Below are 25,543 nucleotides of genomic sequence, written 5' to 3' on the forward strand. Positions count from 1 at the left end.
GGTGCCGGCCCGAACACGAACACCCCCCCCCCCCCCCCCCCCCCCCCCCCCCCCCCCCCCCCGCGACCGCCCCGCGCGGCCGCCCGGTCGCGGCCGCGGCCCGCCCTACTTGCGGATCAGGCTGCGCAGCACGTACTGCATGATGCCGCCGTTGCGGTAGTAGTCCGCCTCGCCGGGGGTGTCGATGCGGACGACCGCGTCGAACTCGACGCCGGTGTCGGTGGTGACCTTCACCGTGCGCGGGGTGGTGCCGTCGTTGAGCTCGGTGACGCCGGAGACGGAGAAGGTCTCCTCACCGGTCAGGCCGAGGCTGTCGGCGGTGTGGCCCTCCGGGAACTGCAGCGGCAGGACGCCCATGCCGATGAGGTTCGAGCGGTGGATGCGCTCGTAGGACTCGGCGATGACGGCCTTGACGCCGAGGAGCGCGGTGCCCTTGGCCGCCCAGTCGCGGGACGAGCCGGAGCCGTACTCCTTGCCGGCCAGGACGACCAGCGGGACGCCGGCGGCCTGGTAGTTCTGCGAGGCGTCGTAGATGAAGGAGACCGGGCCGCCCTCCTGCGTGAAGTCGCGCGTGTAGCCGCCCTCGGTGCCCGGCGCGATCTGGTTGCGCAGGCGGATGTTGGCGAACGTACCGCGGATCATGACCTCGTGGTTGCCGCGGCGGGAGCCGTAGCTGTTGAAGTCGCGGCGCTCGACGCCGTGCTCCGTGAGGTACTTGCCGGCCGGGGTGTCGGCCTTGATGGCGCCGGCCGGGGAGATGTGGTCGGTGGTGACCGAGTCGCCCAGCTTGGCGAGGACGCGGGCGCCGGAGATGTCCTCGACCGGGGCCGGGTCCATGGTCATGCCCTCGAAGTACGGGGGCTTGCGGACGTAGGTCGACTCCGGGTCCCACTCGAAGGTGTCGCCGGTCGGGATCGGCAGCGCCTGCCACTGGGCGTCGCCCGCGAAGACGTCGGAGTAGGACTTGGAGAACATGTCCTCGCCGATGGCGTTGGCGACGACGTCGTTGACCTCGGCCTCGGAGGGCCAGATGTCCTTCAGGAAGACCGGGTTGTTGTCCTGGTCGTAGCCGAGGGCCTCGCGGGTGATGTCCACCTTCATGGAGCCGGCGATCGCGTAGGCGACGACCAGCGGCGGGGACGCCAGGTAGTTCATCTTGACGTCGGGGTTGATCCGGCCCTCGAAGTTGCGGTTGCCGGACAGCACCGAGGTGACGGCGAGGTCGTGCTCGTTGACGGCCCGGGAGACCTCCTCCGGCAGCGGGCCGGAGTTGCCGATGCAGGTGGTGCAGCCGTAACCGACGAGGTTGAAGCCGACCTTGTCGAGGTAGGGGGTCAGGCCCGCCTTGTCGAAGTAGTCGGTCACGACCTTGGAGCCCGGGGCGAGGGTGGTCTTGACCCACGGCTTGCGGGTCAGGCCCTTCTCGACCGCCTTCTTGGCCACCAGGGCGGCGGCGACCATGACGTACGGGTTGGAGGTGTTGGTGCAGGAGGTGATGGCCGCGACCGTCACCGCACCGTGGTCGAGCGTGTAGGTCGTGCCGTCGGGGGCGGTGACCTCGACCGGGTTGGAGGGCGCGCCGTTGGAGATGGCCGGGGCGTCGGAGGCCGGGAAGGACTCCTTGCTGGCCTCGTCGACGTCGCCGCCGTCCTTGACGTAGGCCCGCACGTCCTGGGCGAACTGGGCCTTGGCGTCCGCGAGGACGATGCGGTCCTGCGGGCGCTTCGGGCCGGCGATGGAGGGCACGACCGTGGACAGGTCCAGCTCGAGCTTCTCGGAGAAGTCCGGCTCGGCCTGCGGGTCCAGCCAGAGGCCCTGCGCCTTGGCGTACGCCTCGACCAGCGCGACCTGCTGCTCGCTGCGGCCGGTCAGGCGCAGGTAGCTCAGCGTCTCGTCGTCCACGGGGAAGATCGCGGCGGTGGAGCCGAACTCCGGCGACATGTTGCCGATGGTGGCGCGGTTGGCCAGCGAGGTGGCGGCGACGCCCTCGCCGTAGAACTCGACGAACTTGCCGACGACGCCGTGCTTGCGCAGCATCTCGGTGATGGTGAGCACCAGGTCGGTGGCGGTGGTGCCCGGCTGGAGCTCACCGGTGAGCTTGAAGCCGACGACCCGCGGGATCAGCATGGAGACCGGCTGGCCGAGCATGGCGGCCTCGGCCTCGATGCCGCCGACGCCCCAGCCGAGGACGCCGAGGCCGTTGACCATGGTGGTGTGCGAGTCGGTGCCGACCAGGGTGTCGGGGTACGCCTTGCCGTCGCGGACCATGACGACGCGGGCCAGGTGCTCGATGTTCACCTGGTGGACGATGCCGGTGCCGGGCGGGACGACCTTGAACTCGTCGAACGCGGTCTGGCCCCAGCGCAGGAACTGGTAGCGCTCGCGGTTGCGGCCGTACTCCAGGTCGACGTTCTGCTTGAAGGCGTCGTTGGTGCCGAACTTGTCGGCGATCACGGAGTGGTCGATGACCAGCTCGGCCGGGGCCAGGGGGTTGATCTTCGCCGGGTCGCCGCCCAGCTCCTTGACGGCCTCGCGCATCGTGGCCAGGTCCACGACGCAGGGCACGCCGGTGAAGTCCTGCATGATCACGCGGGCCGGCGTGAACTGGATCTCCTGGGACGGCTGGGCCTGCGAGTCCCAGCCGCCCAGGGCGCGGATGTGGTCGGCGGTGATGTTCGCGCCGTCCTCGGTGCGGAGCAGGTTCTCCAGCAGCACCTTCAGGCTGTAGGGAAGGCGCGCGGAGCCCTCGACCTTGTCCAGCCGGAAGATCTCGTACGAGTCGTCGCCCACCTGCAGCGTGCTGCGGGCGTCGAAGCTGTTCGCCGACACGACAGTCTCCTTCATTGATGTGCGCGTACCACCACGATCCTGCCGCCACGGCATCTCGGCCGATCAGCTAAGGTAAGGCTTAGTTAGGTAACCCTTACCGGGTGGCGGCTGCGGTGCCCCTCGGCAGATATCTCGATGTCGAGATAACTCTAGTACACGGCGCTCGAATGGTCATGCCCGGACCCGGCACGCCCGGCCCGGCACTCGATCCGCGCGCCCCCGTCCGGGTTCCCCCGCCGGGCCGCCCCACCGCTCCGACCCGGCCGCCCTCCGGAGGCGCCGGCCGGCCCGGTCCGGCCGCCCTCCGGGGGCACCGGCCGGCCCGGTCCGCCCATCGACCCGACCGCACCCCCATGACCCCGCCCAGGCGGGGTAACCGCACGGGAACGGAGTCACTTCCCACGGCGTGGAGTACGGAGGGAGGCAGGATGCCGCTCACATTCCGCAAGAGCTTTCGGATCCTTCCGGGGGTGCGGCTGAACATCAACAAACGCTCGTGGTCCATCACCACGGGCGGCAGGAACGGGCCGCGCTACACCCGGAGCAGCACCGGACGTCGTACGACATCGATGGATTTGCCCGGACCTTTCGGGTGGCGCCGCACCCGCACCAGCAAGGGGCGCGACAGGGGATACTGACCACGCGTCACCCGAATGGACCCCCCAAGAGGTGCCATCTCATATCTGAGATAACCTCAACCTCATGTCAGACGACTACCTCGTACGCATCGGCAAGCTCATCCGTGACGCCCGACAGCACCGCGGTTGGACACAGTCACAACTCGCCGAGGCACTCGGCACCAGCCAGAGCGCCGTCAACCGCATCGAGCGCGGGAACCAGAACATCAGCCTTGAGATGATCGCCCGCATAGGAGAGGCACTCGACAGCGAGATCGTCTCCCTGGGCTACGCCGGGCCGATGCACCTGCGCGTGGTCGGCGGCCGCCGGCTCTCCGGTGCCATCGACGTGAAGACGAGCAAGAACGCGTGCGTGGCACTGCTGTGCGCCTCGCTCCTCAACAAGGGGCGCACGGTGCTGCGCCGCGTGGCCCGCATCGAGGAGGTGTACCGCCTCCTCGAGGTGCTCAACTCCATCGGCGTGCGCACCCGTTGGATCAACGACGGCGTCGACCTGGAGATCGTGCCCCCGGCCGAGCTGGACCTCGCGGCCATCGACGCGGACGCCGCCCGCCGCACCCGCTCCATCATCATGTTCCTCGGCCCCCTGCTGCACCGCACGGACCGCTTCATGCTGCCCTACGCCGGCGGCTGCGACCTCGGGACGCGCACCGTCGAGCCGCACATGATCGCGCTGCGCCGGTTCGGCCTGGACATCGCCGCGACCGAGGGCCAGTACCACGCGGTGGTGGACCGTTCCGTCAGCCCCGGCCGCCCGATCGTGCTGACCGAACGCGGGGACACCGTCACCGAGAACGCGCTGCTCGCCGCCGCCCGGCACGACGGCACCACCGTCATCCGCAACGCCTCCTCCAACTACATGGTCCAGGACCTGTGCTTCTTCCTGGAGGCCCTGGGCGTCAAGGTCGACGGCATCGGCACCACCACGCTCACCGTGCACGGCGTGCCCGTCATCGACGTCGACGTGGACTACTCCCCCTCCGAGGACCCGGTCGAGGCGATGAGCCTGGTGGCCGCCGCCGTCGTCACCGAGTCGGAGCTGACGGTGCGCCGGGTGCCGATCGAGTTCCTGGAGATCGAGCTCGCGGTGCTGGAGGAGATGGGCCTCGACCACGACCGCTCCCCCGAGTACTTCGCCGACAACGGCCGCACCCGGCTGGTGGACCTCACCGTGCGCCCCTCCAAGCTGGAGGCGCCGATCGACAAGATCCACCCGATGCCGTTCCCCGGCCTGAACATCGACAACGTCCCGTTCTTCGCGGCGATCGCGGCGGCGGCCCAGGGCAAGACTCTCATCCACGACTGGGTCTACGACAACCGCGCGATCTACCTGACCGACCTCAACCGCCTCGGTGGGCGCCTGCAGTTGCTCGACCCCCACCGCGTCCTGGTCGAGGGCCCGACCCGCTGGCGCGCCGCCGAGATGATGTGCCCGCCGGCCCTGCGCCCCGCGGTGGTCGTCCTGCTGGCGATGATGGCGGCGGAGGGCACCTCCGTCCTGCGCAACGTGTACGTCATCAACCGCGGTTACGAGGACCTGGCGGAGCGGCTGAACTCGATCGGGGCGCAGATCGAGACGTTCCGGGACATCTGAGGTTCTTCAGAAGCGCCGCCACACCCATGTCGGCCTGTGTGAACGCAAGGCGAAAGGGGGCGGCGCTTCTGGGGCCTTCGGCCGGGACCGAGGTCTTCCGGTCGCCGCACTCTCGGCACGATGCGTCACCGGAAGAGGTACGGGCCTGAGCAAGTCACGAAAGGGGCCGGGTCAGGATCTGTTTCTCGACTCACGCCCCGCGTGCGGGCGCCCAGAGCGTCACGAGCGACGGTCCGCACCCCCTCCCGGGGACAGAGCACGCTGCCGCATCCAGCTCACCCTGCACGGGTCAGCGCTGCTCGCTCCAGACGGCGGCTTGCCCGTCATGGCCCGCACGACTTCCCGGCCGCCATAATGGAGTCATGTTCTCCAGCCCACAGCGTCCCGCCTCCGCGCAGAGGGACCTCTCCGGCGCGGACGCCGAGGACCTCGCGCTGTACCGGGAGAAGTTCCGGCGGCGTCTGCCGGAGTCGCTGGACGAGTTGCACGGCCCGACCCAGGGGGTCGTGGAGCTGCCGCTGCACGTGGCCTGGTCCGGCATGACGTCGTACGACCTGGGTGATCCTCGCCAGCGCATGGGCCTGTACCGGACCGTTCTGCACGAGGGCCTGCGCGACGACCTGCCGCTCTACCTCAACCAGGGCCTGCTCCTCCAGCTGTGGCCGGTGCTGCGCACCCTCGTCGGCCGCACCGTGCGCGCGGTGTGGGAGGATGCCTTCCCCGAGCTCGCCTCCCGGACCCGGGCGGTCGCGTGACGGACATGCCAGAGCTGCACACGCGGCTCCTGGCGGATGTGATCACGCTCGGTTCTCCGTATCCCCTGGTCCTCACCGGCGGGTATGCCGTGCGGGCGCACCGCCTCGTGAACCGCCCCAGCCAGGACCTCGATGTCGCCACCGAGAACCCGGCGCCCATGGCCGACATCGCCGCCACGCTCCGCGCCGGCCTGGAAGCCCGGGGCTGGAAGGTGCACACGCTGGAGACCGCCCCGCTGTCCGCCCGCTTCACCGTGACCGACCCGGCCACCGGGCAGGACTGCGAAGTCGACATCCTCAAGGAGAACTTCTGGCGGCCGGTCGCCCAGAGCCCGTACGGTCCCGTCCTCGCGGAAGAGGACGTCATCGGGACCAAGGTCCGCGCCCTCGCCGACCGCGGAGCGCCCCGCGACCTGATCGACGTGTTCGCCGCCTCCCGCCGCTGGACCAATGCCGAGCTCGAGGAGTTCGGCCGCCGCCACGCCCGTGGCCGTTTCGAACGCGAGGATCTGCAGTCGAACCTCACGGGCGCGGAGTGGACCGACGACGAAGCCTTCGCCGCCTATGGTCTCGATGACGCCACCATCACTGCTCTGCGCGCCTGGGCCTTGGAGTGGGCCGACGACCTCGCGGCCCGTCTCCTCGAAGAGGCCGGTGATCCGGACGTCGACTGATCACGTTCGGCCAAGATCACATCCACAGGCGATCAGTGCAAGCACCGGGAAACGAGCGGGTGGGACCACAGTCGTCGCGAGCTTGCCCGAGCAGGTCCCGACTGCGTGCGGTGGCGCCTCAGTGCTCCCTCCCCGCACGCCCGTCGACAGCACACGGCCGCCACGGCCGGGCAACGCTGCCCCCACTCGTGTCCGGGCCTCACCGAGTGGGACGGGCAGGACCTCCCGGCGGACCCGGAGCACTCACGGTGCTCGACGCGCCGTCCACCGCGACGCCAAGGGCCGTGCCGCCCGGCTCGTGGCATGTGTGTGCCCGAGGGTTTCCGGCGTGTCCGCGGTCGCTTCCGGCAGGAGCGTGGGCGCGCCGGACGTCCGGCCCCGGCTTCTGCACCACGGCCTCCAGCCGGCCGTCCGGTCCGTCGGCGCACCGGGCACCTGGTCCTCCTCATCCGGGAACCGGCCGCGTTCGACACCCCTCTCTCCGGCCCGGCTGGTGGTCCGCCGCCGGCCGGACGTCCTGTCGCCGACCACCGAACGCCGCCTGCACCTGCACTGGAGGCCCCACGGGCTCACCGGCACGGCTCTGGGTTCGCCGAGGCGAGTACCGAATCAACAGGACGGACCCATCTCACTCACCGGCCGTAAGCTCGGCAAGAAGGCTCACTACCGTAGCGGCTCCCACGACAGCGGCACCGACTTCGGGCGCGTACAAAGTCAGGGTGACGACGAGAGCGCCCACCAGTGAAAGAACAGCAACACGCACATTCACCTGTTCCATGGAAACCCGCCTTCCGCAGGGGAGAGAACCGGTATGTGAATCCAGCGTGTGTCCTTCAGCGGAGGTCTTGACGATCCGGGACGGTCCCTGACAGTTTCGACCGAAAACGCCCACCACGTGGCGTCATTTCAGCCGAAAGAAGGAGCTTTGGCGCACAACCATCGTTCCATCCGGTTGACAGCACCTGACACGGATCAGCGAGAGGGGAGCACATGGCCGGTGTGCAGTCCTGGAGGAAGCCCGAACTGCAGGCGCACCCGAACCTCAAAAAGCTCAACGATGAGCTGCACGAACTGCGCCTGGACGCGGGTCTTCCCTCTGCGCGAGCCATTCGCGATCGAATCGGAAAGGACGCACAGGACTACTGGATCGTGAACCACCAAGCGGTGTTGAATACCTTCCAGAAGTCGGATCTGCCCCGACTGGGTCGCCTGGAGCTCATCGTCGCGGTCCTGTCCGAGGAAGCCGGCCGCAGTGATACAGAAGGTGAAGTCGACCGATTCAAGAGTCTGTGGAAGCGGGCGTTCGACGAAACAGTCGCACAGGCATCGGTACAGCCGCCCACGGAAGCCACTGCGCCCGTGGGCGGTGATGAAATGAAGGCCCCCACCGAGCCTCCGGGAGGGCAGCCCCGACAGGACGCCGAGGACCCGCACCGACAAACTTCACAAGATACGTCGGCCGACGCGCAGAAGTCCTTCGATGCCGATCGAGTCACCGCACTCGTCGACTACGCCGAGGAGTCCCTCAAAGGACTGATCATCAATGCGGCGCAAGCCCTGTGGGATGACAAGGACGCGTTGAAGGTCTTCCTGAGCGTAGTGCGCCGCAGTGAAGGGTTCGTCAAGTTGGCCGACGCAGTGGTCGAGCGCAGACCCGCGAACGCGACGTTCTACGGAGTCAGGAGCAAGGAGTTCGAAGTGGACTCCTCTCCGGCGCGACACGAGCTGGTCATGTTGCGCCGTCTTCTCAACGAGCACAGAACGAAACGGCGATGGTCCTTCACCTGCCTGGGAGAGCAGACCGGCATCTCGCCGGATGACTGGATCCGTTGGTACACCCACGAAGAGCTGCCGCGCCGCGAGGCCGTCGTCGCCTTCTCCCACGTGGCGCGTCTGAAGCTCGAGGATCACGTCCTGCTGCTCGGCCTCTGGGACGCCGCCCATGATGCGTTGGAGGCACAGCGCCGCTGCGACGCGTTGCCGACTCGGATCAGCTTCGACGAGGCATGGTCGATGCGTGATCCGGCGACGCCAAAACTGTGGGCGCTGGTAGGCATCGGGGAGGAGCAACGCGCCTACGGATCTGACCTTGCGGCCGGTACTGCTCCCGCATTCGTGGTGGCCGGACCATCGGGCTCGGGACGATCCACAGCGCTGGTGAACATGGCACGTGCGTTGCTCACCACCGGCACTCGACTCGTACTTGCTGCCCCTGAGGCGTCTCCCCTGCGGGACCTTGCCGGCCAGGGTGGCGTGGTGGCCTGCTTCGTTCAAGACGACATCGGGCACGACGAACTCGAGGAAGTCCTGTCGTCGGCGTCACCCGAGGACCCGATCGTCGTGGTGATGGACGATGCGGAGGCCCTGGAGAAGTGCGGGGCAAGGCACTCGCTGGAGAATCTGGTGCAGCACGGATTCGAAGAAGGCACGGCCCTGGTGGTGTGCTGCCGTGAAGACAGGCTCCGGTTCGGTCTCGGCTGGCTCGAGGAGACGAAGAAGGCCCATCGTGGCCTTCTGCTGTCCCCACAAGAGCGGAATGCGGGCGATGCGATCGGCATCAGAACCAGCGACTCCCTCATCGCTTGGCCCGTCATCCCTGGCAGGGGCTGGCTTCACCTCGGGGACGGCAAGCTCGTGGCCGTAACCGTGCCTGGGTGAGGCTCCGTCTCGGCCGTCCCGGACGACGCGCCTCGGGTTGCCCCGCGTACTGCGATCCCACGCTGCAGCGCCTTCCTTGCCCTCGAGTTCTTGTCACCCGAGGCAGGTTCTCAGCCGGGGAGAATCGGGGAGGAGGAAGATCTCGATGGGATGGGGCCCCTGGGATTTCACCGGTGCTTCCGGCCGCGCCGACGGGCACGGCCGTGAAACAGCCGAAGGACCATCTTGCGCAGTACGGTACTCCGCAGCCGCCCAACGCGGCAGGGCACGGGGTCGCCTGGTCCCTTCCGGGACACCTGAGGCCCTGCCGCACGGATGCCGCCGCACCGCTCCGGAGCCGCGCCCACGCGGTTCGCACCAGGCACGGCGGCGTCCGCGGGCCTCTCCGCGCCGTCGGGCCGGCTCCGCACGGACCGCCCCGGCGGTCTCCCCGCAACCGGTCGCCTCCCCGTCCCCGCGGCAACACACCGCCGCCCTCCGGCACTCGGCCGATCCGTCCGGCTCACGAGTCTAGGGACGCACCGTGCTTTGCCCGTAGTGTGAGACGGCATGGGGGAACTGCGTGCGGACTGGAGACTCAGGCTGCGGCGCGAGGGGGCGCACGGCCCCGTCTGCGGCGCCGGTGTGCTCGTCGACCAGTACACGGCACTGACCTGCGCACACGTGGTGCGCCACCCGGACGCCGTCATGTGGCTGGAGTTCGCCGAGAACAGCGCGCTCGCACCGGTCTCCGCGCGCGTCATGCCCGGCGGCTGGCTGCCGGAGGGCGCGAGCGGCGAGGACGTCGCCGTGCTGCGCCTGGACAGCCCCCGCCCGCAGGCGCGCCGCGCCCCGCTGGAACCCGTGCTGTGGGGCGGGATGGAGGTGTACGCGACCGGTTACGCGGAGGGCTTCGACGACGGCATGAGCCTGTGGGGGCGCATCGGCGGCGCCAGCGGTGAGCGGGTGCAGCTCGACGCCGTCACCAAGGCGGAGGTGGTGCGCGCCGGGTTCAGCGGCGCCGCCGTGTGCACCCGGCCCGAGGAGGGCCGCCCCGCCCGGGTGGTGGGTCTCGTCGTCAGCTGGCGCGGCGACCTCGGCAGACTGCTGCCCGAGGACAACCGGCTCTCCTTCTCCTATCTGATCCCCGTCGGACGTATCGCGGAACTCTCGCCGGTCATCAAGGAGCTGAGCAGCCCGCAGGCCTGGGACCACGGCTTCGAGGAGCGGCTGACCCGGTGGTTCGACGACCCGGACGAGGACCCGGTGAAGATCACCGTGGTGCCACCGGGCAGCGGCAAGGACCGTTCGCTGCGCCATCTGACGCACCGCGCCCACGTCGTCCACCGCGGCGGCGCCAGCAGGCCGGACCTCATCGACCACGCCCTGGACCAGATCACCTTCCCGCCCGGCGAGTACCTGGCGTACTGGGACTGGCTGCGCGGCGCCAAGCCCCGTCCCCCGCGGGCGGTCGACCGTGCGCCCGTCCGGCCGGTCGCGGTCCTCGTCGACGGCCTCGACGAGGAGCCCGATCCGGGTCTCCTGGTCGACGTCCTGTCCCGGCTGCGGGTGCTCGGCTTCCGGCTGCTGCTCGTCTTCCGTCAGGAGGGCGGCCCCGGCTGGGCCGCGGCCCGCGACCGGCTCCTGCGGCCCGCGCTGCTGCGCCACGCGGACACGCTGCTCGACCGCCTGCGGCGCGCGGAGTTCAGCCGGGCGATCCGCCGCGACGTCGTCGACAGCGCCTCCCTCGGCTCCGTGACCGAGACGGCCGACCGGCACCGGGCCGCGCGCCGCCTGATCGACGACGTGCGGGACCCGCAACAGCAGCTCACCCGGTTACGCGCGCTGATCAGGAGCCTGCGCGCCGACCTGGGCCGTCATGGGGACCGGTGACGCGGTGCTCCGCCCGGCCCGCGCGGCGGCGGAGGACCACACGGGGACGACGGCCTGCCCGCACCGGCGCTTCGCCGGGTCCCCCTGCGGCGGCACCGTGCTGCCCACCGGCCACTGCGCCGTGTGCGGCCGCGCCGAGGAGGGCCCCGGGCTGCCCGCCCTGCCGGAGGACCCGCGGGAGCTGGGCCCCCGCGAACTCCTCGCGCTCCCCGAGCGGGAGCCGCGCCCCGCCGGGGAACGCCTCGTCCGCCCCGAGGCGCCGCCGCGCATCCGCATGGGCTGCTCCTCCCCCGACTGCGGCATCACCTTCGCCCCGCCCTACACCGAGGGGCCGGTGCCGATCAAGGGGTTCTGCCCGGCCTGCGGCGAGCGCTACTCGTACCAGCCCGAACTCTCCGAGGGCGACGTCCTGCGCGACCAGTACCGGATCATGGGCCCCATCGCGCACGGCGGCCAGGGCTGGGTCTACCTCGCCGAGGACACCCACCTCGGTGACGTCGTCGCCGTCAAGGGGCTGCTCAACCGGTACGAGCACGACGGCGCCCGCCTCGCCGACGTCGAACGCCGCAACCTCGTCGCCATCCGCCACCCCCGCATCGTCCAGATCCGCGACTTCGTCGCCCGCAGCGACGACACCGGCCAGGTCACCGGCGGCTACATCGTCATGGACGACGTCGGTGACGGCACCCTCGCGAAAGTCGTCGAGGAGGTCCGGCGCGGCGAGTGCGTCCTCGACGTCGAGCACGTCGCGACGTACGGCTGCCAGATCCTCGAGGCCTTCGTCCACCTGCACGCCGACGGCGAACGGGTCTTCGTGTACGGGGACATGAAGCCCTCCAACGTCGTGCACCACCGGGACGGCGTCAAGGTCATCGACCTCGGCGGCATGCGCGAACAGGGCCAGACCCAGCCGCCCGCCCACGTCACGCCCGAGTACATGGCGCCCGAGACCGGGGCGTCGGCCGTGCCCACCGTCGCCCACGACCTGCACACCGTCGGCGTCACCCTGCGGGAACTCGCCCGCTGGGCCGTCACCGAGGTGCCCGGTCTCGGCGCCGCCTCCTTCCACCGGGTCGTCGACCGTGCCGTCCGGACCGACCCGGGCCGGCGCTTCGCCGACGCCCGCGAGATGGCGGGCCAGCTGCGCGGCGCCCTGCGGGAGATCCGCGCGCTGCGCGGCAAGAGCGACCCGCCCGAGCCCTCCGACTACTTCCGGCCGTCCCGCCGGCTGCTCGGCGCCCGGCTCGGCACGGTCCCGGGCATCGAGCACTGGCTGGACCGCCCCCGCCGCGACCGGTACGAGCCCCCCGTGGCCCCGGCCCTCGACCTCGGCGCCCCCACCCCCACCGAGATCGCCGCCTGCCTGCCGGTGCCGAGGCCGTATCCGGGCGATCCGCAGACCGCGCGGTTCGAGGTGAGCAGCGGCTACGACCCGGGCCAGCTCCTCGAGCAGGAGGACGAGAAGCCGCGCTCGGTGGAGATCTGCCTGCACAACGTGCGGGTCCTGCTGGGCCGGAACACCCCGGAGGACCTGGAGCGGGCCCGGGAGGAGCTCGACACGGCCGACTCCGTCCCCGGGCCGTCCGCCGTGCGCCGGTGGCGGCTGGAGTGGCACCGCGCCCTGCTCGCGCTGCGCAGCGCCGACCTCGAAGGCGATCCGCGGCAGGTCGCCGAGGCCAGGAACCACTTCACGCGGGTCCACCTCGAACTGCCCGGCGAGTACGCGCCCAAACTGGCCCTCGCCTACTGCGCGGAGCGGCTCGGCGACGACCCGGCCGGACCCACGGCCGGGGAACTGTACGAGGCGGTGTTCGCCCGCAACCCCGCGCACGGCGGCGCCGCCCTCGGACTGGCCAGGCTCGCGCTGCGCGCACGCGACCGCCGGGCGGCCATCGACGTCCTCGGCCGGGTCCGGCCGGGCACCTTGGACCACACCGTCGCCCGGATCGCCTCCTTGCGCATCCGCGCGGCCCGGCTGCCCGGGGACGGTGATCCGCTGCCCGCGCCCGCCGAGGTCGACGCGGCGCTGGCCGAACTGCGCGGCCTGGTGGGCCGGCGGCCGGGTGCCGGGGAGCCGAGCCTGTCCGAGGAGGAGGCGCTGCGCCTGAGCACCGAACTCCACGAATGGAAACTGGACGCGGTGCACGGCCTCAGCGACCGGCCCGGTTCCCCGGGACGGGGCACCGGACGGCTCACCGCCCGCGCCCTGCGGCGTCTGAGCGCGCCGGAGCGCGAGTTGCGCCGGCAGCTGGAGGCGCACTACCGGCGCCTGGCGGCCCGCCACCAGGAGCCGGCCGCCGCCCACGAGCACCTCGTGGACCTCATGCACGCGGTACGGCCCCAGACCGTGTTCTGACCGCACGGCGGGCGGATCGGCGCCCGGGCCCCGCCCGGTGCGCACGGCGACGAAGGCGAAGGAGCGGTGACACAGCACATGAGCAGCCACACCCGGCCGCCGCAGCCGGGCATCCGACTGCACGTCGACCTCGACGGCGACCTGCGCCCGCACCGGAGCGCGAAGATCGAGGCCCGCCTGAGGGTCGACGTGGCCGCCGGCGGCGCCCCCACCGACCTGCCCGCGGTCCAGCTCGCCGTGATCATCGCGGTGGACGTCGCCGAGCACCGCCGGGCGGCCGTCCGGCACGCCCTGCCGTCGGCGCTGCGCGCCCTGCCCGACCGCATCTCCTTCGCCGTGCTCGGCAGCGGCCCCGAGCCGGTCCGGTGCTACCCGCGGGGCGGGGCCGAGTGGGCCGTCGCCGACCGGGAGGAGAGGCGCCGGGCCGCCTTCGTCGCGGGATCGCTCCCGCTGCACCGGGAGGGGCCGCGTCCCGCCGGGTACGCCGCCTGGGTGGCCGCGGCGCGCACCCTGCTCGCCGGCCGGCCGGTGTCCGTACGCCATCTGGTGCTGATCACCGACGGCAGCAGCGCCGGCGGCGAGACCCGTCTCGAAGAGGAACTGGACGCCTGCGCGGGGCAGTTCACCTGTGACGTGTTCGCCGTGGGCGCGGACTGGGCCCCCGACCCCCTGCTGACCCTCGCCGAACGGCTGCACGGCACGGCCGAGTTCGTGGACGACGGGCTCGGCCACGCGATCACTTCCGCCCTCCACCGGCTGCGCCGGGTGCACACCCCCCAGCTGCCGATCGAGGTGACCGTGCGGCCCTCCGTGCGCCAGGTCTCGCTCAGCGAGAAGGCACCCCGGCCGCACCGCCTCGGCGGACTGCCCCGGCCCGGCCGGCCGCACCGCTGGAGCTTCCCGACCTACCAGTGGGAGCAGGGCAGGCGCGACTACCTGCTCACCCTGGTCGCCGACTCCGACGCCGACCCGCTGGAGACCGAGCTGCAGTTCGCCATGGTCTCCGTCGGCGGGGTCCACGCGCCCGTCACCGCCCGCTGGCACCTGCCCGGGCAGTCCCCGCCCCACCCCGCGGCGGGCGCCGACAGCGTACGCAGCCTCAACGCCACCGCCAGGATGCGCAGTGCCCTTCGCCGAGGGCTCGTCGCCCTGCGGGAGAACCGGCGGGACGTCGCCGAGGAGTGCCTGAGGGAGGCCGCCCGGCTGGCGGCGCAGTTCGGCACGGACTGGGTGCTGGAGGAGATCCGCACGGTCGCCGACGTCGAGGACCCGGCCGCGGGCAGGATCCGGCTGCGCGCCGTCGACGCCGACGCCCTCGCTCCGCTGATCCTGCGCGCCGTGTCCCGTCCCGGCGGTCCCCCGGCCGACGCCGCCGGCGCCCGGCCGGGCCCGCGCTGCGGCGACTGCGGCGCGCCGGCCGGGAGCGAGGCCCGTTACTGCATCGCGTGCGGGGAGAAGCTGCTGTGACGACCGGACGCGCCGCCTCCCGGCGCCGGTGCTCCCCCGCCGCCTTCTGGCGCGGACGCCTGAGGCCCTGGCGGACCCGCCGACTGCTGGAGGCGCACCTGCTGGTGCTGCTGCTGCTCACGACGGTGGCGTCGACCGCCCTGTTCCTGTCCTGCCGTCAGGCCCAGCGCGGCGCCGAGGCACTGGCGTCCCGCGAGGCGCCGGCCGTGCAGGGGCTCGCCGCCACCCGGCTCGCGGCCCTGCGTGCCGACCGGGAGGCCCACGCCCTGGTGGAGATGAACCTCATCGGCGTCGCGGGCTCGGGCGAGACCTACCGGTCCCAGCTCTCGGCCGCCGACCAGGGCCTGTCCCGGATCGCCGACCTCACGGACCAGGACCTGGGCACGGTCAAGGGGCTGCTCGCCACCTACAGCACCTCGCTCGGCCTCGGCATGTCCCTGCCCCGCGACCAGTCCCTCATGCGGGAGCAGAAGCTCCAGGAGGCGCACTCGCTGCTCACCCGCGAGGCGGTGGGGCTCGCGCCCCGCCTGGAGGCACTGCAGCGGGCCCAGCTGGAGCACGCCGAGGCCACGGTCGCCATGGGGCGGTGGCAGCGCGGCGGGTGGTGGCTCGCCGAACTGGCCCTGGCCCTGGTGGCGCTGACCCTGCTCTCGGCGCTGTTCGTGCTGCGCGACCGCTGCGGCCGCGACTGGAACCCGTACCTGCTCGCGGCCTTCGTCCTCACCGTGCTGCTCGCGGTGGTCCCGCTGATGACGACGTCCTCCACCCAGGACGACCTCGACGGGGCGATCGGGGACCTGCGGCAGATCACCGCGGTCTCCCGGCAGAGCGACCGGGAGCCGGCCGAAGCGCAGCAGCGCGTCACGGAGAAGTCGGAGGAGGTCCGGCGGAAGACCGCCGACGGCGCCTGGACCGACAGCGTGTACCGGGGCGCCTTCGTCGGCAGTCTGCTGGCCATCGTCCTGCCCACGCTGGGGCTCGGCCTCCGGCTCGACCACGACTACTGGAGGCGGCGGTGACCCGGCGGTTCAGGACGCTGGTCTTCGCCATGGTCATGCTGCTGATCGCCGCCGGCGGCATGGTGGTGGTCTGGGCCCAGCACGACGACGAGGAGCCGGTGACCATCCTCGGGACGTGGACGGCCACGCAGGCGGAGCGGTTCGAGACCGTGCTGCGGGGCTTCGGCATCCCCTTCCGCTACCAGGGCACCGCGGCCCAGCGGGAGGTGCTGCTCTCCAAGGTGCAGGCGGGGGAGCCCCCGGACGTCGTGATCATGCCGGGGATCGGCGAACTCGCCGAATACGCCGACCAGGGCCTCCTCGAACCGCTGAACGGCCTCTACGACCCGCGGGACTACGGCGCCCCCTGGAAGTCGACCGTCTCGCCCTCCGCGCCCGTCTACTGGGTCCCGGTCAAGGCGGACCTGAAGAGCATCGCCTGGTACCGCCGGGGCCACCGGCCGGCGCCCGCACCGGCTCCGATGAGGAGCTGGTGCGTCGGCATGGGGGACGACGGCGCCTCCGGCTGGCCCGGCACCGACTGGATCGAGGACCTCGTGCTGCAACGGGAGGGGCCGGACGTCTACGAGAAGTGGGCGCTGGGCACGGGCGGGACGCGGTGGTGGCGGAGCGATCCGGTGCGCACCGCCTGGGAGGCGTGGGCCGGACTGCTCCGGCAGGACAGGGACGCGGCCGAGCGCGCCCTGCTCACCGACCACCGGGGCGCCCCGGGCGGCAACGGGCTGCTGTTCGACGGCCGGGGCGGGTGCGCCCTGGAGCACCAGGGCTCCTTCGCGCTCTCCTTCTACGAGGACGACGCGCCGCGCGCGGGCCTGATGGACTCCGCCCCGCTCCTGCCCGGGGGCGGCCGGGTCCGGGCCCACGAGGTGACCGGTGACTTCGCGGCGCTGTTCAGCGACCGCCCCCAGGCCCGTGCGCTGATCCGCCGACTGGCCTCCGAGGAGGGCCAGCGGGAGTGGGCCCTGCGGGCGGACGTCTTCTCGGCGAACCGCCGGGTGGCGCCGAAGGGCGGCGCGGTCGAGCGCGAGATCGCCCGGCGGCTCCGTGAGGGGCCCCGCTGCCTGGACGCCTCGGACGTCATGGCGCCCGCCGTGCGGGACGCCTTCTACGAGGCCGTCCTGCTGACCCTCGCCCGGGTCGCCGCCGGCCAGGACCTCGACGTCCCGGGCCTCCTCCAGGACGTGCAGAGGGTGCAGGACGCGCGGTCCGCGCGGGGCGCCGGCAGCGGGACGGCTCCGAAGACGGTGTGCAGCACGCGGTGAGCGGGAGGGCGCTCCCGGACGCGGCGCGACGGTGACGCCGGCGCCGCCCCCGGGCCGCCGGCGGTCCCGGTCCGGGGAGGCCCGGACGCACCGGGGTCCTCAGCCGACCTCGAGGGGGAGGTCCGGGTCGGCGGCCCACTCGGTGAGGGAACCGTCGTAGACGGCGACGTCGGGGCGGCCGAGGGCGGCCAGCTGGAAGGCCAGGGCGGTGGCGGCGATGCCGCTGCCGCAGTACGTGATGACCTTCTTGGACTCGTCCAGGGCTCCGGCCTCGGCGAAGAGCCCGCGGACCTCGTCCGGGGCGCGGAGGAGGCCGTCGGGGCCGGCGAGGTCGGGGAAGGGGACGTTCGTGCTGGAGGGGATGCGGCCCGGCCGGGCGTAGGTCTGACGGGTGCCCGCGAAGGTCGGCCGGTCGAGGGAGTTCACCAGCCGGGTGCCGGGGTCCCCGACCGCGGCGAGGACCGCGTCCTTGTCGGCGTACAGCTCGGGACGGCGCCGGGCGGTGAACACCGCGGGCTCGTTGGACTCCACGCCGCTCTTGACCTCGTAGCCCGCCCGGGTCCAGGCGGGGAGGCCGCCGTTCAGCACCGACACGTCGTCGAAGCCCTCGTAGCGCAGGTTCCACCACAGCCGGGTGGCCCAGATGTTCGGCCCCTGGTCGTAGACGACCACGTGCGTGCCGGGGCCGACGCCGAGAGCGCCGAGCCGGGCGGCGAACGTCTCGCTGTCGAGCGCGGTGAACGTGGTGTCCGCGTCGGGGTCGGCGAGGTCGTTCAGCAGGTCGGCGAAGACGGCGCCGGGGATGTGGGCCCTCTCGTACGCCTGGCGGCCCGACTCGACGTCGTAGTAACCGTCGCCTTCGGGCTGGGTGAGAAAGGTGGTCGCGTCGAGGATCCGGATCGCGGGGTCCCCGAGGCGCTCGTGCAGCCAGGCCGGGTCCACCAGCAGGGGGTGAGACATGCGGGCTTCCTTTTCTCGCGTTCGTTCCTGCGCCCCCGGTGAAACACCGGGGTGTCCTACAAACGTACCTGTTTGAGAAACATGTCTCAGTTGGCGGACATCCGGGTGGTCCGGGGGCCCGGGATCCGGCACGCCGCGTGCGCCCGCGCCGCCGACCCGGGGCGCGGCGAGCGCGGTGACGGCCGGGGGCGGGGCGGCGCCCCTCTCGGGTTCCGGCGCGGCCCGTCCCGGTTCCGCCCCGGCGGGCCGGCCGCGCGGCGTGCAACCATTCGGGGCGGTGATCGGTCTCTTCAACGAGCGTCCTGGTCGCATCCACGAGGAGACCGTCATCACTGCCATACGCAAGACCCTGACCGCCACCGCCGTCGCCACCGCCGTCCTGGCCGGTTCCGCCGCCTGCGGAACGGTGGAGAACCTGTCGGCCGGACAGAAGCTCGACCGGGCCTTCGACAAGCTCGGCGAGGAGCGTTCGCTCTCCTTCGAGCTGGACCTGGACGCCGACGCCGCGACGCTGAAGGCGCTGGACTCCGGGGCGGAGCCCGGCGAGGAGATGCCCGAGGAGGCCGCCCGGCTGCTCAGCGACGCGCGCATCTCCTTCTCCGTGCGGTCCGAGAAGCCGCTCGGGGAGTCCGGGGAGAAGGACTTCACCGCCATGGCGATGAAGTTCAGCGGCCCGGACGGCGCCCTGTTCGAGTACCGGCTGGTCGACGACTACCTCCACCTCCGCGTCGACGTGGAGGCGTTCGGGCGGATGTCGGGCGCTCCCCTGCCGTCCGCCGACGAACTGCCCGACGGTGCCGGGGCGTTCAAGAAACTCCTCGGCGGCGAGTGGATCAAGATCTCGGTGAAGGAACTGGAGAAGACCCGCGAGGAGATGGCGGGAGCCGGGGGCGGGGAGCCCTCGGCGGAGCCCACGCCCGACGCCGGGACGCAGAAGAAGATCGCCAAGGCGCTGCGTCAGGTCATCGCCCGGGAGGTCGACTTCAAGACCTCCGGCGGGTCGGACGGCACCGAGCGCATCCAGGCCACGGCCCCCTTCCGCACGCTGGTGACCGAGCTGTTCGAGGGGCTCCGCCCGCTGGCGAAGGACCTGCCGCCGGGGGCCGAGATGCCGACGGCCAAGGACTTCAAGGACGTGCCGAACGAGAAGGTCACGGCCGACTTCACGCTGAAGAACGGCGCGCTGAGCGAGGTCTCCCTGGACCTGGCCGAGCTGGCCGAGAACGCGAAGGTCAAGAAGTTCGCGCTGGTGCTGCGCGTGGGGAAGGGCGAGAAGGCCACGGCTCCGGCGGAGGCCACCGAGGTGCGGATCGACGAGCTCCTGGAGGGCTTCCTCGGCGGCCTCCCGGGGGAGGCGTTCGGGGAGGAAGGCTTCGGCGAAGGCGGGTTCGGGGAGGAGGAGTTCCCGGAGGACGCACAGGGGTGACCCCCGGGGCGGGCGGCGGACGCGGAGGCCCGGGCGCCGCCCGCCCTCATCGGCGCCGCCGCCGCGCACGGCGGTGTGGGCACGGGCCGGGAGGGGCCCGGGGGTGCGCCCGCCCGTCGTCCCCGGGACGACGGGCACCGGACCGTGCCGCGTGCGGCGCGAGCGGGCGCGGAGCCACAGGACGCCGGTGACGGCCGAGCACAGCGGCCCCGGGGCGGGGCCCGGCGGGCCGGGCCCGGGCGGGATCCGCCTCGCCGGTCCGGCCACGACGAGCAGGACGGCCGCGGTCGACGCACACCGCGCACGCGCGCGCCGTGCGGGGTGCGTCGCCCCGGGGACTCCTGGGAGCCGCGGACCGCACGGCCGGCCCCCCTTCCCGTCGGCCGGGATCGTGACCCGCCCGGCGGGAAGGGGAGGGCCGCGGCGTTCGCCGGCCCGGGGGAACCGGACGTGAACGCACCGGAACGCACCGGAACGGACCGGAACGGACCGGGAAGAGTACCGTTGACTTGTTCGTGAGGGATGTGAAGGACATCCCGCTGCCTCACCCAGGTCGGGACGACCGGGAGGAGGAAGACGAAGCAGTGAGCGCACGACCCCGTCGCCCCCCGGCCGTGCCGTCCGGCCTCACCGTCCGCCGACGGGCGCGCACGGTGCCCGGCCGGCCCCGGGGCGCGAGCGGGGAACGGGGCCGGGACGCTCCCCGCTCCCGGTCGCCGCGGCCGTCGGGGCGGCCGCTGCCGCTGTTCAGGGCGCACAGCGTCGCCGGCCAGGTGTTCCTGCTGCAGGTGGTCGTCACGGTCCTGGTCGTCGTCGCCGCACTGGCGGTCCTCGCGTTCCAGGCCCGGCACGACAGCGCCCGTGAGGCCCGGCTGAGGTCCCTGGACATCGCCAAGACGCTCGCGTACTCCCCGAGCACGGCGTCGGCGCTGACCGGCCCCGACCCGGCCACGGCGCTCCAGCCCCTCGCCGAGCGGATCCGGCGGGGGACCGGTGTCGATCTCGTCGTCGTGTTCTCGCGGGACGGGGTCCGCTACACCCATCCCGATCCCGCGCAGATCGGAAAGCTCGTACCGGCTCCGCTCCGGGCCGTGAGCGCCCCGTACACGGACGGCATCGAGACCAGCGAGGGGTTCTCCGAGGTCTCGTTCGCCCCGGTCACCGGGGCGAACGGCACGCCCCTCGGCTCGGTGGCGGTCGGCGTCACGGTGCAGCAGGTGGCGGGCTCCGCGGCCGAGCAGCTCCCGCCCCTCCTGGCGGCCGGGGCCGGGGCGCTGGCCGTGAGCGCGGGCGGTACGGCACTGGTCAGCCGGCGACTGCTGCGCCAGACCCGTGGTCTCGGTCCGGAGGAGATGACGCGGATGTACGACCACCACGACGCGGTGCTGCACGCGGTGCGGGAGGGCGTGCTGATCACGGAGGACGACGGGCGGCTGGTGCTGGTCAACGACGAGGCGCGGCGGCTGCTGGACCTCCCGCCGGACGCGGAGCGGCGGTACGTCGACGACCTGGGCCTGGACCCGGGCATCGTCGAACTGCTGCTGTCCGAGCAGACGGTCACCGACGAGGTGCGCCTCTCGGCCGACCGCTTGCTGTCGGTCAACAAGCGGCGCACGGCTCCCGGTGACGGACGCGCCAGGAACGTGGTGACGCTCAGGGACACCACCGAGCTGCGGGAGCTGTCCGGACGGGCCGAGGTGGCGCGCGAGCGCCTGACGCTCCTCTACGACGCCGGGTCGCGGATCGGTTCCACCCTGGACGTGGTGCACACCGCGCGGGAGCTGGCGGACGTGGCGGTGCCGCGCTTCGCCGACCTGGTCACCGTCAAACTGGCCGAGGAGGTGCTGCGCGGGGAGGAGCCGTCCGGGGTGCCCACCGTGATGCGCCGGGTCGCCCTGAGCAGCGTCCATGCCGACCAGTCGTCGCTGTCGGTGGGCGAGAGGATCCCGCTCGCCGCCGGCACGCCCCAGGCCCGGTGCATGGAGAGCGGGCGGGCGGTGCTGGAGACGGGGCCGGCCGCCGCCGAGGCGTGGCGGGCGCTGGACCCCGGACGCACGGAGAGCGCCTCGGACCCCGGCATCCACTCCCTGACCGCGGTGCCGCTGCGGGCCCGCGGCACGGTCCTGGGGCTGGTGGACTTCTGGCGCTCGCAGCGGACCGAGCCGTTCGGCGAGGGCGACCTGCCGTTCGCCGAGGAGCTGGCCGCCTGGGCCGCGGTGGCCCTGGACAACGCCCGCCGCTACACCCGGGAGCACGCCATGGCGGTCACCCTGCAGCGCAGTCTGCTCCCCCGCGGCCTGCCGGAGCTGAGCGCCCTGGACGTGGCGCACCGCTACCTGCCGGCCCGGGCGGGGGTGGGCGGCGACTGGTTCGACGTCATCGAGCTGTCCGGCGCCCGGGTGGCCCTGGTGGTCGGGGACGTGGTCGGGCACGGGCTGCACGCGGCGGCCACCATGGGGCAGCTGCGCACCGCGGTGCACAACTTCGCCGCCCTCGACCTCTCCCCGGACGAGCTGCTGGCCCGGCTGGACGACCTGGTGGCCCGCATCGACCGGGAGCGGGTGGAGCCGGACGACGACGAGACGATCCTCGGGGCCACCTGCCTGTACGTCGTCTACGACCCGGCCTCCGGCACCTGCACCATGGCCCGGGCCGGGCACCCGCCGCCCGCCGTCGTCCGTCCGGACTCCACCGTGACCTTCCCGGACCTGCCCGCCGGCCCGCCGCTGGGTCTGGGCGGCCTGCCCTTCGAGGCCTGTGAGATCCAGGTGCCCGAGGGGAGCCGGCTCGTGCTCTACACCGACGGTCTCGTCGAGAAGCGCGGCCGGGACCTCGACGTCGGCCTGGCCCTGCTGCAGAACGCGTTGTCCCAGCCCGGCCCGACCTCCCCCGAGCAGACCTGCCGGGCCGTCCTCGACGCCCTTCCCCCCGACCGCGCGAACGACGACATCGCCCTGCTGGTCGCCCGCACCCGTGTGCTCGGCGCCGACCAGGTGGCCGAGTGGGCCGTGTCCCGCGAGGCCTCGGACGTGTCCCGGGTCCGCGCGGACGTCTCCCGGCAACTGGAGACCTGGGGCCTGACGGAGGTGGGTTTCGCCACCGAGCTCATCCTCAGCGAGCTGGTCACCAACGCCGTCCGCTACGGCAGCGCCCCCATCCACGTCCGCCTGCTGCGGGACCGCCACCTGATCTGCGAGGTGTCCGACGGCAGCAGCACCTCCCCCCACCTGCGCTACGCGGCGACCACGGACGAGGGCGGGCGCGGCCTGTTCCTCGTCGCCCGGTACGCCGAGCGCTGGGGCACCCGGTACACCGCCACGGGCAAGGTCATCTGGACCGAGCAGCTCCTGGACGGCGTGCGGGAGGAACCCCGGGAGCCGCTGAGCGGCGACGACCTGCTCGCGCAGTGGTCCGACGCCGCGTGGTGAGTCCGGCGGCTCGTGGCCCGGCGACTCGTGGACCCGGCCCGTTCCCGCGCCGCGTCCGCGGTCGCGGCGGCCGGGTCACCCCGTGCCGGGGGAGGCGGCCGCTCGACGGTCCCCGGCGGAGAGGCGGAAGGACTTCCGGCAGTGGACGAGGAGTTCGCGCAGGGCCGGGCTCGCGGCGGGGGCGCTGACCAGGGCCAGGACCGCGGGGAGGGCGGCGTCGGCGAGGGAGAGGGCGCGCAGCCCCGGGTGCCCGGCGGCCATGGTCCGCGGTGACCTCGCCCTGACCTCGACCCCGCCCCGCGACGGCGCGGGCGCCCGGGCGCAGGTGGTCCGCCGCCAGCCCGACGGCAGCTGGCTGCGCCTGATCGACCGGCCGGAGTTCCGCCCTCCCGCGCGCTGAGGCCGCGGCCGGCGGGCCGGTGCACTTTCCCCGCACGGGGCCGGGTCCTCGCCCTCCCGGCCCCCGCGGCCGGGTCGCCCGTACGCGCGTCTGCGGTGGCGGGGCCTCCCGGACGGCCCAAGCATGAGGCTGGCGCCCCCGCCCCTCCGCGACATGGACGACGGCCGCGGGGGTACCCCGTCCGCTCGGACCTTCGACGAGGAGAGTGCCCGTGACGTTCAATCCCCTTGAACAGCGGGGCATCCCGCTGGATCGCCAACTGCGCAGCTGGCGGGAGCTCGACGTCCCTCCGATCGACCCGGACCGCTGCGACCCGTACACCCGTTGCCGCGTCATCACGATGAACGGCATCGAGGTCGAGGCGATCCTGTTCAGCCACCAACTCGCCCGCCACACACCGGACCCCGAGATCAAGCGGCAGCTGGCCCGGACCCGCTACATCGAGGCACAGCAGCAGAAGGTGGTGAACTGGCTCCTCCCCGGCGTCTCCTCCGTGCTGGAGACCACGATCGCCTACGAGCAGGTCGCGGTGGACCTGACGGCGTGGGTGGCGCGGATGGAGCCCGACCCGTACCTGAAGCAGGCGTACGAGTTCGGTGTGCTGGAGGACTTCGACCACCTGTACCGGTACGCGAACCTGTACGAGATGATCGAGCACCGCAAGGCGGAGTCGATCGTCGACGACCTCACCGAGGTCATGCCGGGCCGGCCGACGAAGTACCACCACCGCGACCCGTACGACAACGTCCGCGACCCGTACGACAAGAACACCGTGAACCCGCTGTCGAAGCTGCACGCGTTGACGATCATGTCGGCGGAGCAGCAGACGATGAACTTCTACATGAACACCGGCCCCACCTACATGGAGCCGATCGCCCGTCAGCTCTACCAGGAGATCGGACTGATCGAGGAGGAGCACGTCACGCACTACGAGTCGCTGGTCGACCCGGGCGAGACGTGGTGGGAGCAGCTGGTCAACCACGAGTACAACGAGTGCTACCTGTACTACTCGTTCATGCAGCAGGAGAGCGATCCCAAGGTCAAGGCGATCTGGGAGCTGCACCTGAACATGGAGCTGGAGCACCTGCACGTCGCCTGCGACCTGATGCGCCGGCACGACGGCCGCGAGCCGCAGGAGGTCCTGGCCCCCGAGCTGCCGAACGTGCTCACCTTCGAGCCGAACAAGCAGTACCTGCGCGGGCTGCTGGACACCCAGATGGACCTGACCACCCTGGGCGCGGGCTACGTGCGCGAGGCGCACGAGCGGTTCGAGAAGATGCAGGAGCGGATCCACGGCGGCGAACAGCCGCCGAGCGAGCGGGTCATGGCCCAGCACGACGACATGTTCGGCCGCGAGTACCGCGTGCAGTCCGAGGGCGAGCACCCCGACCCCGCCATGCGCGAGAAGTGAGGGGGCGCACATGTCCGAACTGCGGACCCCGCACGCCGGTGACGACCACGCCGCGGACGACGACGTGGTGGCGCTGCTGAAGCGCCAGCACGGCGACATCCGCAACCTCTTCGACGAGGTGGAGGCCTGCACCGGCGCGGAGCGCCGGGACGCGTTCCGCCGCCTGGTGCGGCTGCTGGCCGTGCACGAGACCGCCGAGCAGGAGGTCGTCCATCCCTACGCCCGCCGCGCCTTTCCCGGGGGCGAGCAGATCGTCGAGGACCGTCTCGCCGAGGAGAAGACGGCCAAGGAGACCCTCGCCGAGATGGACGGGATGGACACCGACGACCCGACGTTCATGCCCCGCCTCCTGAAGCTCCGCACGGACGTCCAGGAGCACGCCCGGGCCGAGGAACGCTACGAGTTCACCCACATCTACCGCAACGCCGACGCCGGGACCCTGGCCACCATGGCGAAGGCCGTGAAGGCGGCCGAGGCCATGGCGCCCACCCGGCCGCACCCCGGCGTCCAGTCCGCGGCGGCCAACGTGGCCCTCGGTCCCGTCGCCGCGCTCATGGACCGCACCAGGGACGCGGTGCGCAAGGCCATGGGCGAAGGCCGCTGAGGCGCTGACGGGAACGGGAGCGAGGACGGGGAAGTCCTCGGGAACGGCGAACGGCCCCGCCTCCACCGGACGGTGGACGCGGGGCCGTTCCGCGTCCTGCCGCCCCCCCCCCGGGGGGGGGGGGGGGGACCCGGGGGGGGGAGGTGAATGTGGGCAGTGGTTCCGCGGAAAGGTTCCGGTTTCCCTTTCT

General features: G+C 72.4%; 19 protein-coding genes. 15 read left to right on the forward strand and 4 right to left on the reverse strand.

Going from position 1 to position 25,543, the window contains the following annotated elements:
* Positions 1-105 precede the first annotated feature (105 nt).
* Positions 106-2,829, reverse strand: coding sequence for an aconitate hydratase AcnA (gene acnA, locus ACZ56B_RS04125; protein WP_468786021.1), 2,724 nt, complete (start codon positions 2,827-2,829; stop codon positions 106-108).
* 428 nt (positions 2,830-3,257) lie between these two features.
* On the opposite strand from acnA, the gene ACZ56B_RS04130 reads away from it, so the two are divergent.
* From ACZ56B_RS04130 to ACZ56B_RS04145, 4 genes are all read left to right on the forward strand, one after another.
* The gene (locus ACZ56B_RS04130; protein ID WP_468786023.1) at positions 3,258-3,467 is read left to right on the forward strand and encodes a DUF4236 domain-containing protein; all 210 of its coding nucleotides are present in this window, start codon (positions 3,258-3,260) and stop codon (positions 3,465-3,467) included.
* Positions 3,468-3,531: 64 nt separating this feature from the next.
* Complete coding sequence (locus ACZ56B_RS04135; protein WP_468786025.1) at positions 3,532-5,061, forward strand: helix-turn-helix domain-containing protein; 1,530 nt, start codon at positions 3,532-3,534, stop codon at positions 5,059-5,061.
* 362 nt (positions 5,062-5,423) lie between these two features.
* Positions 5,424-5,816 carry a hypothetical protein gene (locus tag ACZ56B_RS04140; protein ID WP_468786027.1) on the forward strand — a complete coding sequence of 131 codons (393 nt, stop codon included), beginning with the start codon at positions 5,424-5,426 and terminating at the stop codon, positions 5,814-5,816.
* 5 nt (positions 5,817-5,821) lie between these two features.
* Positions 5,822-6,490 carry a nucleotidyl transferase AbiEii/AbiGii toxin family protein gene (locus tag ACZ56B_RS04145; protein ID WP_468786029.1) on the forward strand — a complete coding sequence of 223 codons (669 nt, stop codon included), beginning with the start codon at positions 5,822-5,824 and terminating at the stop codon, positions 6,488-6,490.
* A gap of 628 nt (positions 6,491-7,118) precedes the next feature.
* Here the strand turns inward: ACZ56B_RS04145 and ACZ56B_RS04150 are convergent.
* Positions 7,119-7,268: a hypothetical protein gene (locus tag ACZ56B_RS04150; RefSeq protein ID WP_468786031.1), complete on the reverse strand. Its 150-nt coding sequence runs from the start codon at positions 7,266-7,268 to the stop codon at positions 7,119-7,121.
* 212 nt (positions 7,269-7,480) lie between these two features.
* On the opposite strand from ACZ56B_RS04150, the gene ACZ56B_RS04155 reads away from it, so the two are divergent.
* The 6 genes from ACZ56B_RS04155 (at position 7,481) to ACZ56B_RS04180 (ending at position 17,124) form a co-directional block, all read left to right on the forward strand.
* Positions 7,481-9,148: an ATP-binding protein gene (locus tag ACZ56B_RS04155; protein ID WP_468786033.1), complete on the forward strand. Its 1,668-nt coding sequence runs from the start codon at positions 7,481-7,483 to the stop codon at positions 9,146-9,148.
* Between the two features lie 549 nt (positions 9,149-9,697).
* A complete protein-coding gene (locus ACZ56B_RS04160) occupies positions 9,698-11,020 on the forward strand; it encodes a S1 family peptidase (RefSeq protein ID WP_468786035.1) in 1,323 nt (440 codons plus the stop codon).
* Positions 11,007-13,376 (forward strand): tetratricopeptide repeat protein, encoded by a 2,370-nt coding sequence (locus ACZ56B_RS04165; RefSeq protein WP_468786037.1) that lies wholly within the window; start codon positions 11,007-11,009, stop codon positions 13,374-13,376. The genes ACZ56B_RS04160 and ACZ56B_RS04165 overlap by 14 nt, the downstream gene beginning before the upstream one ends.
* 78 nt (positions 13,377-13,454) lie before the next feature.
* Positions 13,455-14,843 (forward strand): vWA domain-containing protein, encoded by a 1,389-nt coding sequence (locus ACZ56B_RS04170; protein ID WP_468786039.1) that lies wholly within the window; start codon positions 13,455-13,457, stop codon positions 14,841-14,843.
* Positions 14,840-15,862, forward strand: a complete 1,023-nt coding sequence (locus ACZ56B_RS04175) for a hypothetical protein (RefSeq protein WP_468786041.1) — start codon at positions 14,840-14,842, stop codon at positions 15,860-15,862. The genes ACZ56B_RS04170 and ACZ56B_RS04175 overlap by 4 nt, the downstream gene beginning before the upstream one ends.
* Positions 15,859-17,124 (forward strand): ABC transporter substrate-binding protein, encoded by a 1,266-nt coding sequence (locus ACZ56B_RS04180; protein WP_468786043.1) that lies wholly within the window; start codon positions 15,859-15,861, stop codon positions 17,122-17,124. Before ACZ56B_RS04175 ends, ACZ56B_RS04180 begins: the two co-directional genes overlap by 4 nt.
* Positions 17,125-17,223: 99 nt before the next feature.
* Here ACZ56B_RS04180 and ACZ56B_RS04185 read toward each other — a convergent pair whose 3' ends face one another.
* Positions 17,224-18,084, reverse strand: coding sequence for a sulfurtransferase (locus ACZ56B_RS04185; RefSeq protein WP_468786045.1), 861 nt, complete (start codon positions 18,082-18,084; stop codon positions 17,224-17,226).
* A 277-nt stretch (positions 18,085-18,361) separates the two neighbouring features.
* Here ACZ56B_RS04185 and ACZ56B_RS04190 point away from each other — a divergent pair, with 277 nt between their 5' ends.
* A complete protein-coding gene (locus ACZ56B_RS04190) occupies positions 18,362-19,510 on the forward strand; it encodes a hypothetical protein (protein ID WP_468786047.1) in 1,149 nt (382 codons plus the stop codon).
* Between the two features lie 584 nt (positions 19,511-20,094).
* Positions 20,095-22,938, forward strand: a complete 2,844-nt coding sequence (locus ACZ56B_RS04195; protein WP_468786049.1) for a SpoIIE family protein phosphatase — start codon at positions 20,095-20,097, stop codon at positions 22,936-22,938.
* Between the two features lie 75 nt (positions 22,939-23,013).
* Here the strand turns inward: ACZ56B_RS04195 and ACZ56B_RS04200 are convergent, their stop codons facing one another.
* Positions 23,014-23,199: a hypothetical protein gene (locus ACZ56B_RS04200; RefSeq protein WP_468786051.1), complete on the reverse strand. Its 186-nt coding sequence runs from the start codon at positions 23,197-23,199 to the stop codon at positions 23,014-23,016.
* On the opposite strand from ACZ56B_RS04200, the gene ACZ56B_RS04205 reads away from it, so the two are divergent.
* From ACZ56B_RS04205 to ACZ56B_RS04215, 3 genes are all read left to right on the forward strand, one after another.
* Positions 23,198-23,338: a hypothetical protein gene (locus ACZ56B_RS04205; RefSeq protein WP_468786053.1), complete on the forward strand. Its 141-nt coding sequence runs from the start codon at positions 23,198-23,200 to the stop codon at positions 23,336-23,338. The two genes, ACZ56B_RS04200 and ACZ56B_RS04205, sit on opposite strands and share 2 nt — an antisense overlap.
* Before the next feature lie 211 nt (positions 23,339-23,549).
* Positions 23,550-24,749 carry a hypothetical protein gene (locus ACZ56B_RS04210; RefSeq protein WP_468786055.1) on the forward strand — a complete coding sequence of 400 codons (1,200 nt, stop codon included), beginning with the start codon at positions 23,550-23,552 and terminating at the stop codon, positions 24,747-24,749.
* A gap of 10 nt (positions 24,750-24,759) precedes the next feature.
* A complete protein-coding gene (locus ACZ56B_RS04215; protein WP_468786057.1) occupies positions 24,760-25,353 on the forward strand; it encodes a hemerythrin domain-containing protein in 594 nt (197 codons plus the stop codon).
* The last annotated feature ends 190 nt before the right edge of the window (positions 25,354-25,543 follow it).

The sequence above is a fragment of the Streptomyces sp. NPDC034670 genome, from assembly GCF_055574875.1.